Below are 17,919 nucleotides of genomic sequence, written 5' to 3' on the forward strand. Positions count from 1 at the left end.
ACCGCAGTCTCCGCTTTTTTTATTTTGTTTGGCCGTTGCCTTTAATGAGGTATTTCGTAGATGTCAGTGCCGGCAATCCCATCGGCCCGCGTGCGTGGAGCTTTTGCGTACTGATGCCGATTTCGGCGCCAAAGCCGAATTCAAAGCCATCCGTAAAGCGCGTTGACGCGTTATGGTAGACCGCTGCTGCATCCACTTCCGTGAAGAATTGCTGGACGCTTTCCGCCTGTTCCGAAATGATTGCCTCGGAATGCTTCGTGCCGTACTGGTTGATATGCTTGACCACTTCATCCACGCTTCCTACCGTTTTCAGCGCGAGTTCGTAAGCCAAGTATTCCGTTCCCCAATCGGCTTCTTCCGCCGGGATGATGCCGCTGCCTGATTGCTGCGCCTTTTCATCGCCGTGGATCTTGACGTCTTTTGCCTGCAAGGCTTCAATCAGTTCCGGAAGATGCTGCTCAGCCCATTTCTCGTGGACGAGGATGGTTTCGCAAGAATTGCAGACCGATGGACGCTGGGTTTTCGCGTTCAATGCGATTTCGATTGCCATGTCCTTGTCCGCCGTCTCGTCGATATAGACGTGGCAATTGCCTGCGCCTGTCTCAAGTACCGGTACAGTTGAGTTTGCGACGACCGTCTTGATCAAATTGGCGCCGCCACGTGGAATCAACACATCCAAATAGTCGTTTAACTTGAACATGGCAGATGCCGCTTCTCGGCTCGTGTCTTCCAGCAATTGCACAGAATCCACCGGCAATTCGCTTTGTTCAAGCGCACGGTGAATAACGGCGACGATGGCGGTGTTCGAGTGGATTGCAGTCGAACTGCCGCGCAGGACGACGGCATTGCCGGTTTTCAGGCAAAGACTTGACGCATCCACCGTGACGTTCGGGCGGGCTTCGTAAATCATGCCCACCACGCCAAGCGGTACGCGTACTTTCGTCATATCGAGGCCATTCGGCTGCTGCCAATGTTCGAGCACTTCACCGACTGGATCGGTGAGTTTGGTCAATTGGATCAGCGCATCCGCCATATCCGCCAGACGCTCTTCATCGAGTTTAAGGCGGTCGACGAGCGATTCACTCATGCCGTTTGCGCGCCCCGCTTCAATGTCTTTCAAGTTTTCTTTTAAAATGAAAGCTTTTTCAGCCATTAGCTGCTGAGAGATGAGTTCTAATGCTTTATTTTTCAGGGTGGTGTCGGCTTTCGCGAGTTCCCCCGCTGCCGCTTTCGCTTTTTTCGCTTTTTGTACCAGTTCTGTCTCCAAAGCTGCTTCCTTTTGAAGAACTTCTGTCATCCAATCTTCTCCTTTCGAATTTCCGTACCTTACGCTAATTCTTTAACGGGTTTTGCGATATACGTCCCGTCGCCGTTTCCATCCATGATCTCAACCAATTTTTCACTGCCTTCTCCTGTGCCGATGAACACATCGACGCCGAAGTTATGGGCTGTTTTTGCGGCTTCCACTTTTGTCTTCATGCCGCCTGTCCCGACATCCGATCCAGCACCGGATGCGGCTTCCATCAATTCATCTGGAATATCCTTCAAATGGGTATATCTCTCAGCAGATGGGTTGGTCTTCGGATTATCGGCGTAAATGCCGTTGATGTCGGTCAAAATGATCAATTGATCAGCACGCACAAGCCCACTGACAAGAGCCGACAGCATATCGTTATCGCCGAAGGTCAATTCCTCGACCGCTACCGAATCGTTTTCGTTGATGACCGGCATCATGCCGCGCTCCAACAATTTCGAAATGGTATCGTCCGCTTTTTGGTACAAGTCCTTCGTCAATAATAATTGCGCAGAGACGATATCGAAATTCTTGAATTCCGTCGCATACGCCTGCGCAAGCAGGCTTTGCCCGACGGCTGCTGCCGATTGCTTGTCGACAATTGTATCCGGGCGGGATAAATAACCCATGCTCGTGCATCCGGCTGCAACTGCGCCAGATGAGATCAAGATGACGTCATGCCCTTCTTCTTTCAAGCGGGCCAACGCCCCGACGTGTTCGCGCAACTTCGTGATGGACAATTTACCGTGGCTGTCCGTCAATGAGCTGCTTCCTATTTTCACTACTATTCTTTTCTTTTCCATTGTTACAGTCACCACCCGATTTTGATTATTTAATGAGCTCTCCCATTACGATCAAAAGCGGAAGAACCCGGTCTCCGTAAAACGCTTTACAATGGCTGACTTGCGTTGTCTGATAATAAGAATTATTATGCAATTAAATGCATTTTAAGTCAACTATTAATTTCAAAAATACTTATAAAACGGTTATCTAAATAATAAAACCTGCATATTTATGAATATTTATTCAAAAAGCCCGTTTCATTATAAACCATTTCCAGTTCCGGAGATGGCGGCTGCGCATTCTTCGCCGGCCGTTAATTTCCAGCGGCAGCTGATCGCGGGCAGCACACCAATCATAAGTAGCAAGTGTAACATAACCAGAGGGTACTTCAAGTTCAGGGAGGGGATTTCGCCTTATGAAAGGGCTTTCATTATGGATATAAAGTAGGTAAAAAGACATATTTAAAGATCAACAAAAGCCCACACCGTAAGGGATGCAGGCAAAATGCGTACAAGTGTTGCTATTTCATTCTAAAGTACCACATTCAATGAAGCGCTGTTTTCGACAGCTCACGGCGTTTGGCCGCTCGCCGATAGCCTTGGATGATATCGCTCAACGCACCCACAATCATAATGATTAGGATGCCGCCAAAAATCCACGTCAGCGCATTGGTTCCGCCGAATGTAGCGGTGAGGAACTGGCGGAATTCGGGATTGAGCAATTCAGAATTGATGAAGATCAAGATAAACACGAGCACTGAAACCGTTTGGACCGCGGCATTGAATGTAGCCAGCCGGTAATTCCAATAGCCGGCGCGCCATTGCCAAATGCCAAGCGACAACTCCAGGACGATGACGAGTGCAATGAATGGCCAATACGACAACAGCACGTCCTGGTTGAATACTGCCATTTGAAAGCGCAAGCCTTCCCCATCGTCAGTGTAAATGCCGAGTACTTTATCGGCATTGAAATAGACCGTCGTCCAGATGACCATCCAAATTAAACTGCCGAAGATCTGACTTTTTGCCACTTTCGCTTCCACCGGCTCGAGCAGCGCCTCCTGCCCTCCCCACTCTTTCAAGTCATCCGGCGTCCACTCGCCCATCGTCAGCCCGAGCGGCGTCTCCACGCCCGATTTATCCGCCCAGTCCATCACGGCAACGACGAGTGTGATCCAGAACAAAGTCTGCATGATGGTATTGAAGATCGCGCTGATGATGTTGCCGATCAACGAGCCGAGCACCGTGATTAGCGTCTCGTCCTGGCCGATCCCTGAAACGATGCCGACGATGGTCACGACAATGAGCGTGATGAGAACTGCCAACGGAATGACCAGCCTTAGCAAGCGGACATATAAATCGAAATAGCGCGGGCCGATCAAGTAACGCCTCACTTTTCCGTAATGCTCCGCCATGAGTGCTGGATGGCCGAATTCCTGGAGGACAGCCCGCTCTTCGCTTTCGCTACTGTCTGCCGTGAGCCGTTCCGAAAGTTTGCTTCTCAGGTCTTTTTCCGCGTCCTGGCGTTTTTCTTGCGGCAGCCGTTCCAGCACTGCCCGAATATACCGTTCACTTAGCTTCATAACCCCATCTCCTTTTGAGGCGGCCTATTATTAGCTCTATCATGAAGGATTTTTCTGGAAAATTCAATATAATAATCGGATTATTCTAATATTAAAATCCACTTAGGTTCCCTCTTTCTACGACAAAACCCGGCTGTCTGGTCAACAGCCGGGTTTTGTTTCTTCTATTGAAAAAGATGCTTCATCAATCGAGCTTGATCGTGATGGTTTGTGCGGGTGCGAGCAGCTCTCCATCCGCAGCGAATAGCTTGCTGGTGGTCAACTTAATTTCTTGTGCCCCATCTTCCACGATGAAGCCAACATTTCCTGATTTTACTTCTCCGGGTTTCAGCCCTTCATTCAACGATTCCAAATACACGTCATCTTCCCAAGTCTTCACTTCGCCGCTTTCTGTCTCGATCAATGCGACTGGCGCAAAATTCACTTCTTCGCTCGCAGCATTGTTGATTTCAACAAAGAACTTTGCCAGCTCGAATTCCTGGTCATGCGTGTAGGAATGGTAAAAATCGATCAAGCTATAATCCGGCGTGTATTGCAGCAGCTTCGTTTCATGGATGGTCAGCTCGATATCGCCGATCTGCACCTTCTGAGGCTCCATATTGGCTGCCAATAGCTCCAAGCCGCCTTTTGCATCACGCGCTTTCTGGCCAGGTTCCTGCAAGCGCCGGTCGTCGCTCACTTGTGGGCTAAGGACATAGTGTTCCGTGTACGCGGGTGCTTCCGCTAAAGACGCCGCAGTCGCCGTCCCCTGTGCTGTCTCATTCTGGCAGCCCCATAACATTGCCAATGGGACGATCAGCCATGCTAATCTCGCTTTCATCCAATCCGCTCCCTGCTATCGTTTATTGTTTGTCGTCGATCGTTACGTCCGCGCCCATCAAGTCGAAGATGATGCCGGCATGATCCGTATTGTCCAGTTGCCCTGCAAATTTCTGGCTCGCTGGCCCGTAAGCATAAACCGGCACGTCTTCTCCGGTATGGCCGCCAGTTGTCCAGCCTGTGTGCGAACGTTTATCGAAAATGCGCTCGATGGCGTTATCGATGTCCAAATATTCACCTTCGTCGGCTGCTTTTTTGACAGAAGCGATTTCTTCTTCAGTCAAGTCCAAGTCGATATAGCGTTCCAAGGTTTCCTCTACGCCGGCACCTTCCGTAATCTCAGAAGCCATGAAATCCGGTGTGCGCTGTGCAGCGAGAATTGGCTCCGCGAACCAATTATAGACGCCGTCTGCGCCGATCGAGAAACCGCCTGTCGAGTGGTCAGCTGTCGCCACAACCAATGTATTTTCATCTTGCTTGGCGAATTCGATCGCTGCCTGGAATGCTCGGTCGTAATCCTCCATCTCGCTCATCGCCGCGACGATATCGTTGTCATGGCCTGCCCAGTCGACTTGGCTGCCTTCGATCATCAGGAAGAAGCCGTCCTCGTCCTGTTCCAAGCGGTCGATCGCAGAACGCGTCATGTCTTCAAGAGACGGCACACTGTCTTCGCGGTCGATCATCTTCGGCAAGCCGCCTTCTGCGAACAGCCCGAGCACTTGCCCGTCGTCATTGGCGAGCAGCTCTTCTTTCGATGTCACATAACCATAGCCGGATTCCTGGAATTCCTCCGTCAAATCGCGGTCCGTGCGGTCGAATAGCTTCGTGCCCCCGCCGAGCAAGACGTCGATTTTATGTTCGCCGTCGATGCGCTCGTCGAAATAATCATCAGCGATGGCGTTCATGTTGCGGCGGCTGATATCGTGCGCGCCGAATGATGCCGGCGTCGCGTGGGTGATTTCAGAACTTGCTACAAGTCCGGTCGCTTTGCCTTGTTCTTTCGCCGCTTCCAAGACGGTTTTCACTTCCGATTCATCGTTGTCGACCGCGATGGCGTTGTTATAGGTTTTGATGCCTGCTGCCATGGCAGTGGCGGCCGACGCTGAATCGGTGACATTTTGTTGCGCATCTTCCGGATAGGTCATTTGCTGCCCGACCAAATAAGAATCGAAAGACATTTCATCCGCGAAACGCGCAGAAGGATCATCCTGCAAATAACGATATGCGGATGTATAGGATGTGCCAACGCCGTCGCCGATCAGGAAGATGACGTTTTTCGGTGCATCTTTGTCTTTGCCTTTCTCTTTCCCTTTCCCTTTGCCAGGGTTTTTGTGTTCTTTATGTACTTCGGCTTTGCCATTCCCGTGCGCTTCAGCTGGCGCGGACGGGGTAAAGCTCGTCACGGCAACCGCTGCCACCACGGCGGCTGGAACAATTTTTTTCATTGATTTTCGGATCATCTGGCATTCCTCCTCGTGTTTGTTGACCATCGCCAGTGTATCGAAGGAATATTAAGGAATTGTTGAGGGCGTGTATGGAATTTGTTAAAGAAATTCTATTTCCCGGGAAATAATTTTGGGGGGATTTCCAAATTAAAAACCGGCCTCCATTAAGGAAGCCGGTTTTTGGCCGATCAATCTTCGCGATCGACGAGTGATTTGTTTTTCTGGAATTTACGGAGTATTTCATAGACGACCGGCACGACCACGAGTGTCAGCAAGGTCGAGGACAATAAGCCGCCGATGACGGTGATCGCCAAGTCTTGGGAGACGAGGCCACCGCCACCGCTTGAGAGTGCCATTGGAATCATGGCCCCAATCGTAGCGATGGCTGTCATCAGGATCGGCCGCAGACGCGTCGTTCCTGCTTCAAGCAAGGCGTTGCGCACCGTCATGCCTTCGCGTTCCATATGGATGACCCGGTCGACAAGGACGATGGCGTTCGTTACGACAATCCCGATGAGCATGAGCAGCCCCATCATGACCGATACGGAAATTGTCTGGCCTGTGACATATAGGCCGACAAATGCACCGATGACCGCAAACGGCAGCGAGAATAGGATGGCGAATGGCGCAAGCCCGCCGCCGAACGTCACGACCAGGATAAAGTAAACGATCGCGATTGCCGCTGCCATCGCCAGGCCAAGCTGTGTGAAGGTTTCATTGATATCCGCCGTCACGCCGCCGGTTTCTACCGTCACGCCTGTCGGAAGATCCAGTTGATCCACATTTTCCTGGACGGCCGCACTTGGCGCAGACACGTCATTGCCCGTCACCGTGCCGGAAACAGTCGCATAATAAGCGCCTTCCGAACGGCTCAAGGTATTCAAGGTGGTGCCTTCTTCGACTTCGACCAATTCGCCGACAGTCATCATGGTACCTGCAGCTGTTGGCACAGGCGTCTCCAGAAGCTCTTCAAAAGTCGCTGCGTCTTGCTGGGCATCACGCTGGACAATGACTTCAAGTTCGCCGCCGTCTGTATTGACGGTCGTCAGCACTTCATTTTGGCCCCCGCCGGACAAAGCCATCGCGACTTGTCCCGCCGTCAGGCCATATTGGAGAATTTCCTGCTGTTCGATGCGTAAAGTATGTTCGACATAAGGATCTTCCGCATCGGAGGTCACTTCTTCCAAGCCGTCGACTTCGCTCATCGCGCCTTCGACTTGTGCAACGGTATCCATCAAATCATCGAGGTCTTCGCTGTACAATGTGTAGGCGACTTCACTCGATGCCGCCATGCCGCCGCCCATCATATCCTGTTCGCCCCACTCGCCTGATTGGCCGAGTCCTGCAAGATAGTCCGCGACTTCAGTGCGGGCTTCTTCGAATTCATCGACAGAAATCGAATCATCAAAGATCAAATACAATAATGCACCGTCTCCGCCGCCCATCATCATCTGGGACATATCGGCATTGGCTGAATCGTTGATCGATAATTGAAGAACGTCGATGTCTTCGCGTTCAAGCAAGTCCTGCTCAACCGCTTCGATGTTCTCGACCGTCTCTTCCTGCAACTCCCCTGCGGAAGGAGAATACGTGATATACATCATTTTCTCGGTTTGCGAGCCGAGGAACGAGAAGCCGATCAACGGTGTCAGCGCCAAAGACCCCGCGAGCAACACGACTGCAATGATCGATGTGATCCACTTATGGTTCAAGGCCTTCTCAAGGAATGAACGGAACCAAAGCGCCAGCTTTCCGACTTCTTGATGCTTCGATGCTGTTTTCTTGCCATATAATTTCTTCTTGAAGAAACTATGCGACATCGCCGGCACGATGCTGACCGCCACTGCAAGCGACGCAAGCAAAGCAAACGACATTGTCAGTGCGAACGGCAAGAACAATTCGCCGACCATTCCACCGACAAAGACCAGTGGCGCAAAGACTGCGATCGTTACAAGCGTCGACGACAAGATCGGCTTGAACATTTCGATCGTCGCCGATTGGATCAATTTGCGGCCGGATAATTTCTCTTCTTTCAAATGCATGCGCCGGTAAATATTCTCGACGACGACAATCGAGTCATCGATGACCCGGCCGATCGACACGGTAATGGCACCGAGCGTCATGATGTTCAAGGTGATATCGAGCCAGTTCAACAGGAGCAATGCCACGAAAATAGATACTGGGATCGAGACGATTGCAATGAGCGTCGAACGGAAATCACGCAAGAATACCAAAATGATCAGCACGGCGATCAAGCCGCCAAACAAGGCTTTTTCCACCATTGCAAAGACCGATTCCTCGATCGGCTCGCCTTGATCAAGCGTAATGTCGACGATCAAGCCGTCCACTTCGCTTTCCAAATCCGCCATCAAGTCTTTTACTTCATTGACCACAGTGACCGTATTGGCTTCCTGGCCTTTGACGATTTGAATCGCTATCGCATCTTCGCCATTGGTCCGGGAAATCGACTGCACTTTCCCGACCAGTTCCACATTGGCCAGTTCAGACAAGGCAACAAATGGTTCCGGATTGTCTTCTGAAGGCGTCACCGGAATCAATAAGTCACCGAACTCTTCAATAGAAGCAACCGAACCGTCGATATAGACCGCTTCTTCGCCTTCTTCAAATTCACGAAGGCCGAGCGACAAGGCAATATTGCTCGCTTCGATCATCTGCTGGATGTCTTCTTCCGTCACTTCACGGGCAGCCATCGCTTCTTCATCGTATGTCAGATGAACTTCTTCGACATGCTGTCCAGTGACAGTCGCAGAGGCGACGCCATCAATTTTCTCGATTTCAGGCAAAATGGCTGTCTGGACACGGTCCGTCAATTCGACAATCGATTCCGTCTCACTGCTGACAGACAGTGCAACCACCGGGAACATATTGAGGCCGATTGACATGATCGACGGAGTCTCCACTTCCTCAGGCAAGTTTACGCCATCGACTGCGGATTCAAGTTCCCGCTTTTTCTCATCCATATCGACTCCGTAATCGTATTCGATCTGGATTTGGGAGACATTCGAAGAGGAATTTGAATAAACTGCTTTGACATCCTCCAGGCTTTCGACTGCCTGTTCCACAGGTATCGATACTTCTTCCATCACCTGTTCAGGTGCAGCCCCCGGGTAGACCCCCGAGACGATTAAGTAGGGAATCGAAATATCAGGGATCGACTCCATCTTCATTTGGGTTGTTGAATAAATGCCGGCAAAGGTTACAATTAAAGTCAACAGCCACACGGCAAATTTGTTTTTCAGCACAAAACGCACGAATCCTTGCACACAAATTCTTCCTTTCTTTGACGAAATCCATTTACTACTCTATAGTAATGACCGATTGGTCAAGCGTCAAACAAGTAAGGGGAAAAGAGGAATCAAATATGTCAAAAAAGCAACAGATCCTGGAATCAGCGCTTCAACTCTTTGCTGAAAACGGCATTGAAGCTACATCTGTCCAGCACATCACCCAAGAAGCAGGCATATCAAAAGGCGCGTTCTACTTGTCTTTCCCTTCAAAGGAGTCATTGATCAAAGAAATCATCGATTCATTCATGAAAGGCTTTGTCGCCGATATTGACCGAGTAGTCAATAGCTCGAAAAAACCTGACGAAAAACTGCGCCTCTATTTTCTTGCCCATCTGGCATTGCTCGAAAAGCATGCAGATTTCGCCAAGATCTACGCACAGGAGCCGATGCATGCCCTGAACGAGGAAATTTTGGAGAAACTTATCCATTACGATACGTGGATCGACCGTTCGCTGCTGTCGTTACTGGACGAGTTATATGGAGAGCAGCTTCAAGGCCGCCGCTATGACTTGCTCATTTCCATCAAAGGCTTCGTGCGCATTTATTCGCAGCTGGTGTTGTTCCATCCATATCCTCACGATATCGAAAAAATTGCAGAGCTTCTCGTGGAAAAGACCAACGTGCTGGCTGCTTACTCCCATACGGCTTACCTGACAGAAGAAATGGTCGAATTGCCGATGCCCGGCCCCGAAGAAGTGACGACCGAAGAAAAATTGCTGTCGGTGATCGCCGAGTTACTGGAAGACGGACAGCACCCGCCGCTCATGGCCGAGTCGTTCTCGCTGCTTGCCGAAGAGCTCCAGTCGGAAATGCCAAGACGCGCCATCCTCCACGGCTTGCAGGCCAATATCTACGACTACGCCCCTGCCAAATGGCTGTCGTACCTATTGAAAAAATACGAACAGAAAAAAAGCCCAGACAATTAATGTCCGGGCTTTTTTCATGCGCTGATTTAGTTGATTTCCACGGTCCAGTCGAGGGTGTCTTCGACTTTGCCCGTCTGGATACCAGTGATCGTGTCGTACAGCTTTTGCGACAACTCACCGATTTCGTGATTGTTGATGATCATTTTCTGCCCTTGCCAGTTGAGTTCGCCGACCGGGGAAATGACTGCGGCCGTTCCCGTCCCGAAGACTTCCTCGACTTTTCCGGCTTGGTACGCTTCGTAAAGTTCATCGATGGCCATGCGTTTTTCCGTCACCGGAATGCCCCATGAATTCAATAATTCGATGATCGACATGCGCGTGATGCCTTTCAGGATGCTGCCATTAAGCTCAGGGGTAAACACTTCCCCATCGATTTTAAAGAAGATGTTCATGCTGCCGACTTCTTCGATATAGCGCTTCTCGACACCATCAAGCCACAGCACGTCCGCGTTGCCTTCTTTCTTGGCATTCGCTTGCGCCTGATAGCCTGAAGAATAGTTCCCCGCTGTTTTCGCCATTCCCGTGCCGCCTTTGACTGCGCGCGTAAACTTGTCTTCGACATGGATGACAACCGGCTGCAGGCCGCCTGGGAAATAAGAGCCTACAGGCGACAGGATGACCATATACTTATATGTAGATGATGGCCCTACTGCCAAATTGGCATCCGTCGAGATAATGTACGGGCGGATATAAAGTGATGTGCCCGGTGTTTTCGGCACCCAGTCTTTTTCGAGCTTGATCAATTGCTTCAAGTGCTCAAGCGCCAAATCCTCGTCGATCGGGGGAATGCTGAGACGCTCGCTCGATAGGTTGAGGCGCTCAAAGTTCTTCTCCGGACGGAACAGCAATACGCGCCCGTCTTCTGTATGGTAGGCTTTCATTCCTTCAAAAACCGTCTGTCCGTAATGGAAAATCATAGCTGCCGGATCCAAGGAAATCGGACCATATGGCACGATCTTCGGTTCATGCCAGCCTTTATCCGTTTGGTATTCCATGATGTACATATGATCAGTGAAAGTTTGGCCGAATGGAATCTGGTCTTGTGCCGGCTTGTCTTTCTTCGCAGTATTCTCGATTACTTCCAATTGATAAGTCGTCATGGTCATATCCCCTTTTGCAGTATGTTTTTATTTTCATGATTTCGAATAATTATACACACATTTCCAAGTGCTGAAAAGGCTGTTGGCCAAATTCGCCAAATATCGGACAATCGGCTCAGCGGATCAATTCCATGAAATGCATGAGAATTTTTGCCGTTAATCCCCAAATGACGCGGTCTTCGTATAAATAGAAAAATTCATCCACTTGCCGTGCACGCCAGCTGTAGTTTTCGCCTCCGGCAATCAAGTCATATGGAAAACTTTCCTCCGGCTGAATATCGAAATCGATGCGGTACACGCGCGGCTCGTTTTCAAGGAAAAACTTCAGCGGCACCGTGAAGACGCTATCGACTTCTGGCGGGTTCGGCTTAAAATCCGTGTCAGGATCGATAAAGCCCGCAAATGAATAGACGATCATGCCAAACGGCGAGACGATGTAATCGAGCGGAAACACATTGCTGATCGCCTCTTTTTGGATGCCGAGCTCTTCCATCGTCTCACGCAAAGCTGTCTCTTCCTCGTCTTCATCTCCGCGGTCGATGCGGCCGCCTGGGAAGCATATTTCCCCCGGCTGACGTCTCATTTCAAACGAACGCACTTCAAATAGGATATGGACGCCGTCTTCTTTTTCAATCAATGGGAGAAGAATCGCATATTTCGAGAAATCCCGGTTGCCGAGTACTTCAGGCACCCGCCCTTTGACTTTTCCCAAAATCTTTTCCGGTTCCATGCCATCACCTCGACTTTCTTTTTTCCTATCTTACCAAATAATCGATGGGCCCGGCCTTTCAATCGCTCCGGAAAGATGAAAAATCCGAATTCCCTTGCCATCTATTGGCGAACGCACTGCGCCTTCGCTACAATGGGAGCGGAGGGGATAGACGTGAACCGAAAAATATATATCGACAACGATTCCTATATCGCGGGCATGACCGTAAAAGACCCGCAGGCAAAGGGCGGCAATAATTTGGCGCTGCACGCCGGAACCCATCGCGAGCATTCACTCGAAAACCGGGAAGCCTTGCTTGCTTCACTTGGCTACAGCATCGATGAACTCGTCTGCGCCAATCAAACCCACAGCAACCATTTCCGAAAAGTAACCCGTGCAGATGCAGGCAAAGGCGCCCGCATTCTAGACGATGCGATTGCGGATACTGATGCGCTTTATACGCGCGACACAGGCCTTGTTCTCTCAAGTTTTGCCGCTGATTGTGTACCCGTAACTTTCTATCACGTAACGGAAGAGTTGGTCGGTGCCGTACATTCCGGCTGGCAAGGCACCGTCAAAGAACTCGTGCCGCACTTGTTTGCCCATTTGATCGCTAATGAAAATTGCGCGCCGGAAGGATTCCATGTCCAGATCGGCATGGCGCTCAGCCAGGAGAAATTTGAAGTGGATGAAGACGTCTACGTGAAATTCAAAGCACTCGGCTATGCCGACCCGTTCATCGACTTTAACGAAAAAACCGGGAAATACCATATCGACAATCAACTCACGGTCAAAACCCAGCTGGAACGCGCAGGCATTCCCGCAGAGCACATCGACATCGACCGCAGCTGCACCTTTAAGAGCCTAGATGGCTTCTCCTACCGCGAAGACAGACAATGCGGCCGCCATATGGCTTATATCGTCAAGAAATAGCAAAAAGCTCTTCCGCATAGGGAGAGCTTTTAGTGTTTTGAGAGTAAGAGCTGTTGATAGCTAGACTTTTTTTGATTTCATGAGCAATCACTTTTCCTTTATCACATAAATAATCGCAGTCTCGCTTGGGGTTGAGCTTTCGTAATGAGCCAGAAACCCACTGTCTCATTACTTCGCTTCACCCGTATGCGCGAGGCTGCTTTTTGATTTCATTGATTTAAATATGCGCAAGAGTAGCCTTTGCTTTACTGTTCACATGCTGGAACTAAGCTTAGTAGAAAAAGTAAGAGGTAGTTATCTCTTTACTACTGTAATAACAGTTGTTGGATCTTCTATAAAATTCCTGAAGGCTAGACACTTTTTCACTAACTATAAAACAAAGGATTGAGAAAACGGCATTTAGGCAACAAGGAAGTTCGATTTCCGCCCGAAGCTCAATCCCACCCCTATATGAAGATTTACAGTTCATTTAAATCATCAAAATCTCCCGAATGTCTTCTTCGCTCATCAACTGCACGGCTTCTGAACCGGATTGGATCATCTCATCCACCAAATCCTGCTTGCGCAGCTGCAGGTCGTACATCTTCTCTTCAATCGTTCCCTTCGCCACTAAACGCAGCACTTGCACTTCCCGCTTCTGCCCCATCCGGTGCGCACGGTCCGCTGCCTGCTGTTCGACGGCCGGGTTCCACCATAGATCATACAAGATGACCGTATCGGCCCCCGTCAAATTGAGTCCGGTGCCCCCCGCTTTCAAGGAAATCAAAAACAGGTTCTCTTCGCCTTCGTTAAAGCGGTCGCATAATTCTACACGCTCTTTCGGCGGCGTCGAACCATCCAAATAGAAATACGACCTTCCTGAGCGCAACAGCGACTGGCCGATGATATTGAGCATGCCCGTGAACTGAGAAAACACCAGCACGCGGCGGCCGGTGAGGCGAGCCTCTTCCAAAATCTCCAGCAATTGTTCGAATTTCGCCGAGCCGCCTTTATAATCTTCTACAAACAACGACGGGTGGCAGCACAATTGCCGCAGGCGCGTGAGTCCCGCAAGGATGCGGATGCGGTTTTTGCGCATGCTATTGTCGCGCAGATGCTTTAAGGCTTCGTGACGCAATTCCGCAAGATACGCCGTGTACAGTTTCTTCTGTTCTTCGCGGAGCTCGGAATGTTCGATGCGCTCGATTTTTTGCGGCACTTCCCCGAGCACTTCCGCTTTTGTCCGGCGCAGCAGGAACGGCCGCACGCGCTTGGCGATATCGGCGTTGCGCAGTTCCGCAAACTGGCTGCGGTCCGGAAGCAGCGCCGGAAAGACGACGTGGAAAATCGACCACAACTCATCGAGCGAGTTTTCGATTGGTGTCCCGGTAAGCGCGAAACGATGCCGTGCGTTCAGCTCTTTCACGGCTTTGGCGGTTTGGGTCGCCGGATTTTTAAAGGCTTGTGCTTCATCGAAGAAAATCGTATGGAAGGCCCAATCCTTATACGCTCCCCTATCCATCCGCAGCGCCGGATAGGAAGTGATATAAACATCACCGATCTTGTTCAAGGCTTTGGTCCGCTGTGCTTTCGGGCCGTCGACGATGACTGTCCGGATCTCCGGTGCAAAGCGCTCGAATTCGGCTTGCCAATTGTACATGAGCGAAGAAGGCGCAACGATCAGCGCCGGTTCGTCGCTCTTGCGAATGTCTTCCAGCACCGATTGCACGAAAGCGATGCTTTGGACAGTTTTTCCGAGTCCCATCTCATCTGCCAATATGCCGCCGAACCCATATTTCGCGAGCAGGCGGAACCAGCTGAATCCGCGCTTTTGGTAATCCCTTAAAATGCCTTCAAAATGATCCGGCAATTGTTGTGCCTGCGTCCACGGATGGTGCAGCTCTTTTAACAAGCGCGCAAATTCCGTCCCGGTCTCCGATAATTCATGCTGCTCGAGGCTCCCGGCAAGCCGCATGCCTTCTAGCAGCGGCACGCGCTGGACGCGTTCAAAATTCTCTTCATCGATGTTCATGACAGCCAGATATTCCTCAAACGCCGCCATACCCGGAGTTTCAAGCGACATTAACGTACCGTTAGGGATTCGGAAATAGCGCTTTTTCTCACGAATGGCGCGAATAATCCCCCGCAATTCTTCTTCCGGTATGCCCCCGAGATCAAAGCGGAACTCCAGCCAATCGGTCCGGTCTTTCGGCAGATTGACACGGATTTTCGGCCCCGGCAAGGTTTTTTGGATGCGCATTTTCACCGAAGTCGTCGCATAGACCTCAAGCCATTGTTCCAGCATCGGCACCGTATCGTAAAGGAAATCGTATTCCGCTTCTTCGTCCTGCAGATAGAAACCGCCGTCCGTTTTCGTCAGCCGCCCCGACTCCATCAAGTCCATGATGGCCCGTTCTTTTTCGAGCTGGCGGAACACACCTGGATACTGACGATAAGTTCCGTCGGGCTCTTCGCACGGATTGATGATGAGCTGGCCATAATGAAATTCAAGGCCCGCAAGCAGTCGGCTGCGTACACGGTCGAGATAGAGCTTCGCGCGCAGCGGCGTTTCCCCGATTTTCTCAATCGCGTTTTCAGTCACGATGACCGGCCCGAGCTTTTCCAGCCCCGGCAAGACGGATTTCATCATATGGGCGACTTGGCTTTCGTCGACCGGCAGCTCCTCGCCTGCCCCTTGCATCAATTCCTGCAAGCCTGACAGGCGCTTCATATCGGCTGCGGCCGGCTGGACAATCGCATCTTCCGTCAAGGCGATGCCGTATTTCGGAAAGATTTGAAGACGCTCCAACCCCCGGACGATCAAGCGGTATCCGCTATCGCCGTGGTCCAGTCGAAATGACACCGGCAGTGTATCCGTTACGTGAAACGGCAGCACTTCTCCGAGCGGATTCTCGAATTTGGCATGCGTTACTTTGCGCAATAATGGCAATAGGCGCTCCCAATCACTTGCGGAAACGAGCAATTTCCCGTTTTCATACGCCTGGGGATTGGTTTTATCGAGCACTTGAAGCAGCTCCAGGACCGGTTGTTCAAGTGCATGGCGACTTGGGTCGTACGGAATCGCTGCGGTCTCCTCGTATTGGCCATTCGACAGGGCCGAGACGAAACGCAGGGGATCCCGGACATTTTTCAAGATGGCCGTGCCGCTTCTGAACGTCAGCGCCAATTGCTCTTTGCCTCCGCTGCGGATGGTTGCTTCGACGTGATACGGCACGCGCCGGTCGAAGCGATGAAGCCGTGCTGAAGGCTTATCGTCATCTTCAAACAAGCCGAACATCTGCTCAGCGAGCGGGCGCTCCCGCTGGCCAAGTTCTTCTGCTGCAATCATAACCGCTGCAATGTGATGGCAATATGTATGGATGAATCCAACGGGTGGGCAGCTGCATTCCGCCTGGATGGTACCGGCTTGTGAACGGGCCAGCTTGACGTGGAATGAGCTGCGCCCTTCAACGGTAGCTGTTATGGACTGGTCATTGGCTTCTGTGATGTTGACTTTTCCGGCCATTTGAAACGCTCGGCCTTTTTTGTAGGCAGCCTGGCCGCATAATTTGCGGATGTGTTTATCGCTGATCCAAAATTCCATAGCGGCCCCTTTCTTCTGCGTGATATTGTCATGCTCTCATTATCCGGCATGCCGCGTTTGTCTTCAAGCGGAGGCGCTTTACACAGCAGTGCTTTCGACTTATAATAGACTTAATTTTCAGATATTAATTGATAGCTTGATTTCAAGGGGGAGATCGCAATGGCCCGTGCCCATCAAAGCATATTCATTCAAGCGCCGATCGACGAAGTGTTCCAGTTCGCCAAGAAGCCCGGAAACTGGACGAGTTTCTACAATCATTTATCCAAACCGGAAAAAATCGAAGGCACCGGCGAAGCAGGCACTGAAGTCGAGACGGTATTTTCCATTGTCGGCTTGCGCTTCCCGGTGACAATCAATGTGGTGCGCTGTGAACGCAGCGGCGAGGAAGGATTTTGGGAAGGCATCATCACCGGCAGCTTTATCGCCCACCAAAAGAGCCATTACCGCTCGATGGACGGCGGAACGGAAGCGGTCTTCGAACTGGAAATTGATCTGCCCCACAGTGCATTTGACCGTTTCACTGAGCGGCTCGTCTATGACCGGCTGGAGCGCAACACCCTTCGCCACACGCTTGAAAATCTCAAGGCGGCCTGTGAATTGGAACGTTAAATCTATTTGCCGAAAGGATGAATCACATGAGGTTGGAAGGTAAAGTAGCGATCGTCACCGGGGCCGCTTCGGGCATGGGAAAATCCATCGCCGCCCTGTATGCGAAAGAAGGCGCGAAAGTCGTCGTCTCCGATATTAACCAGCACGGGGCCGATGCTGTCGTTGAAGAAATCAAATCCAGCGGCGGTGAAGCGATCGCCGTCGCCTGCAATGTCGCCAAAGAAGCAGATATCCAAACCTTGGTCGACAGCGCCGTCGCTGAATACGGCACGCTTGATGTCCTGGTCAATAACGCCGGCATCATGGACAATTTCGAAGCTGCCGCAGACATCGACGACGACAGCTGGGAGCGCATTTTCGCAATCAATACGACCGGCGTCATGCGCGCCACCCGAAAAGCGCTGAAAGTATTCCTTGAAAAAGGCTCTGGCAATATCATCAATATTGCATCTGCCGGCGGCTTGCAGGGAGCGCGTGCCGGGGCCACCTATACCGCATCGAAACATGCTGTCGTCGGCTTCACGAAAAATACCGGTTTTATGTATGCCAATAACGGTATCCGCTGCAACGCGATCGCACCCGGTGGCGTCGAGACCAACATCGGCTCTACCATGACCCATATCAGCGAATTCGGCATGGGCCGCACGCAACCCGGTATGGCGGTCAACCCGCGCATCGGCAAACCAGATGAAATTGCCTATGTCGCCTTGTTCCTTGCTTCCGATGAATCAAGCTTCGTCAACGGCACCGTCATCACCGCGGATTCCGGCTGGCTCGCTTATTGAACTAATGGAAAACCCGTATGCCGAATTCCGGCATACGGGTTTT

The 17,919-nt window shown here is 51.1% G+C and carries 12 protein-coding genes and 1 pseudogene; 4 read left to right on the top strand and 9 right to left on the bottom strand.

The window, feature by feature from the left end; all coding sequences use genetic code 11:
* Positions 1 to 19 precede the first annotated feature (19 nt).
* From AUC31_RS15275 to AUC31_RS15300, 6 genes and pseudogenes are all read right to left on the bottom strand, one after another.
* On the bottom strand, positions 20 to 1,297 hold the full coding sequence (locus AUC31_RS15275; protein ID WP_058382367.1) for a glutamate-5-semialdehyde dehydrogenase: 1,278 nt from the start codon (positions 1,295 to 1,297) through the stop codon (positions 20 to 22).
* 35 nt (positions 1,298 to 1,332) lie between these two features.
* A pseudogene (gene proB / locus AUC31_RS15280) lies at positions 1,333 to 2,097 on the bottom strand (glutamate 5-kinase); the annotation flags it as partial.
* A gap of 524 nt (positions 2,098 to 2,621) precedes the next feature.
* Entirely contained in the window at positions 2,622 to 3,659 is a 1,038-nt protein-coding gene (locus tag AUC31_RS15285) for a DUF1700 domain-containing protein (RefSeq protein WP_058382365.1), read from the bottom strand.
* A gap of 184 nt (positions 3,660 to 3,843) precedes the next feature.
* Complete coding sequence (locus AUC31_RS15290) at positions 3,844 to 4,479, bottom strand: DUF4352 domain-containing protein (RefSeq protein ID WP_058382364.1); 636 nt, start codon at positions 4,477 to 4,479, stop codon at positions 3,844 to 3,846.
* 22 nt (positions 4,480 to 4,501) lie between these two features.
* Positions 4,502 to 5,938, bottom strand: coding sequence for an alkaline phosphatase (locus AUC31_RS15295; protein WP_058382363.1), 1,437 nt, complete (start codon positions 5,936 to 5,938; stop codon positions 4,502 to 4,504).
* 173 nt (positions 5,939 to 6,111) lie between these two features.
* Positions 6,112 to 9,207, bottom strand: coding sequence for an efflux RND transporter permease subunit (locus tag AUC31_RS15300; RefSeq protein ID WP_058382362.1), 3,096 nt, complete (start codon positions 9,205 to 9,207; stop codon positions 6,112 to 6,114).
* 98 nt (positions 9,208 to 9,305) lie between these two features.
* Here AUC31_RS15300 and AUC31_RS15305 point away from each other — a divergent pair, with 98 nt between their 5' ends.
* Entirely contained in the window at positions 9,306 to 10,157 is an 852-nt protein-coding gene (locus AUC31_RS15305) for a TetR/AcrR family transcriptional regulator (RefSeq protein WP_058382361.1), read from the top strand.
* A 26-nt stretch (positions 10,158 to 10,183) separates the two neighbouring features.
* Here AUC31_RS15305 and AUC31_RS15310 read toward each other — a convergent pair whose 3' ends face one another.
* Together AUC31_RS15310 and AUC31_RS15315 are read right to left on the bottom strand one after the other, a co-directional pair.
* On the bottom strand, positions 10,184 to 11,257 hold the full coding sequence (locus tag AUC31_RS15310) for a branched-chain amino acid aminotransferase (RefSeq protein ID WP_058382360.1): 1,074 nt from the start codon (positions 11,255 to 11,257) through the stop codon (positions 10,184 to 10,186).
* Between the two features lie 115 nt (positions 11,258 to 11,372).
* A complete protein-coding gene (locus AUC31_RS15315; protein ID WP_058382359.1) occupies positions 11,373 to 11,987 on the bottom strand; it encodes an NUDIX hydrolase in 615 nt (204 codons plus the stop codon).
* A 153-nt stretch (positions 11,988 to 12,140) separates the two neighbouring features.
* On the opposite strand from AUC31_RS15315, the gene AUC31_RS15320 reads away from it, so the two are divergent.
* A complete protein-coding gene (locus tag AUC31_RS15320) occupies positions 12,141 to 12,899 on the top strand; it encodes a purine nucleoside phosphorylase YfiH/LACC1 family protein (RefSeq protein WP_157073513.1) in 759 nt (252 codons plus the stop codon).
* 469 nt (positions 12,900 to 13,368) lie between these two features.
* On the opposite strand, the gene AUC31_RS15325 is transcribed toward AUC31_RS15320, so the two are convergent.
* Positions 13,369 to 16,482 carry a DEAD/DEAH box helicase gene (locus AUC31_RS15325; protein WP_058382357.1) on the bottom strand — a complete coding sequence of 1,038 codons (3,114 nt, stop codon included), beginning with the start codon at positions 16,480 to 16,482 and terminating at the stop codon, positions 13,369 to 13,371.
* A gap of 159 nt (positions 16,483 to 16,641) precedes the next feature.
* Between AUC31_RS15325 and AUC31_RS15330 the strand changes: the two genes are divergently transcribed.
* A complete protein-coding gene (locus AUC31_RS15330) occupies positions 16,642 to 17,091 on the top strand; it encodes an SRPBCC family protein (protein ID WP_058382356.1) in 450 nt (149 codons plus the stop codon).
* Between the two features lie 26 nt (positions 17,092 to 17,117).
* The gene (locus AUC31_RS15335) at positions 17,118 to 17,876 is read left to right on the top strand and encodes an SDR family oxidoreductase (protein WP_058382355.1); all 759 of its coding nucleotides are present in this window, start codon (positions 17,118 to 17,120) and stop codon (positions 17,874 to 17,876) included.
* The last annotated feature ends 43 nt before the right edge of the window (positions 17,877 to 17,919 follow it).

It is taken from the genome of Planococcus rifietoensis (assembly GCF_001465795.2).
GTDB lineage: Bacteria > Bacillota > Bacilli > Bacillales_A > Planococcaceae > Planococcus > Planococcus rifietoensis.

Bases quoted from the DNA above. Each gene is read 5' to 3' on its own strand.
- AUC31_RS15325 (WP_058382357.1), bottom strand. From the start codon at position 16,482: ATGGAATTTTGGATCAGCGATAAACACATCCGCAAATTATGCGGCCAG.
- AUC31_RS15310 (WP_058382360.1), bottom strand. From the start codon at position 11,257: ATGACGACTTATCAATTGGAAGTAATCGAGAATACTGCGAAGAAAGAC.
- AUC31_RS15290 (WP_058382364.1), bottom strand. From the start codon at position 4,479: ATGAAAGCGAGATTAGCATGGCTGATCGTCCCATTGGCAATGTTATGG.
- AUC31_RS15275 (WP_058382367.1), bottom strand. From the start codon at position 1,297: ATGACAGAAGTTCTTCAAAAGGAAGCAGCTTTGGAGACAGAACTGGTA.
- AUC31_RS15295 (WP_058382363.1), bottom strand. From the start codon at position 5,938: ATGATCCGAAAATCAATGAAAAAAATTGTTCCAGCCGCCGTGGTGGCA.
- AUC31_RS15315 (WP_058382359.1), bottom strand. From the start codon at position 11,987: ATGGAACCGGAAAAGATTTTGGGAAAAGTCAAAGGGCGGGTGCCTGAA.
- AUC31_RS15305 (WP_058382361.1), top strand. From the start codon at position 9,306: ATGTCAAAAAAGCAACAGATCCTGGAATCAGCGCTTCAACTCTTTGCT.
- AUC31_RS15335 (WP_058382355.1), top strand. From the start codon at position 17,118: ATGAGGTTGGAAGGTAAAGTAGCGATCGTCACCGGGGCCGCTTCGGGC.
- AUC31_RS15330 (WP_058382356.1), top strand. From the start codon at position 16,642: ATGGCCCGTGCCCATCAAAGCATATTCATTCAAGCGCCGATCGACGAA.
- AUC31_RS15285 (WP_058382365.1), bottom strand. From the start codon at position 3,659: ATGAAGCTAAGTGAACGGTATATTCGGGCAGTGCTGGAACGGCTGCCG.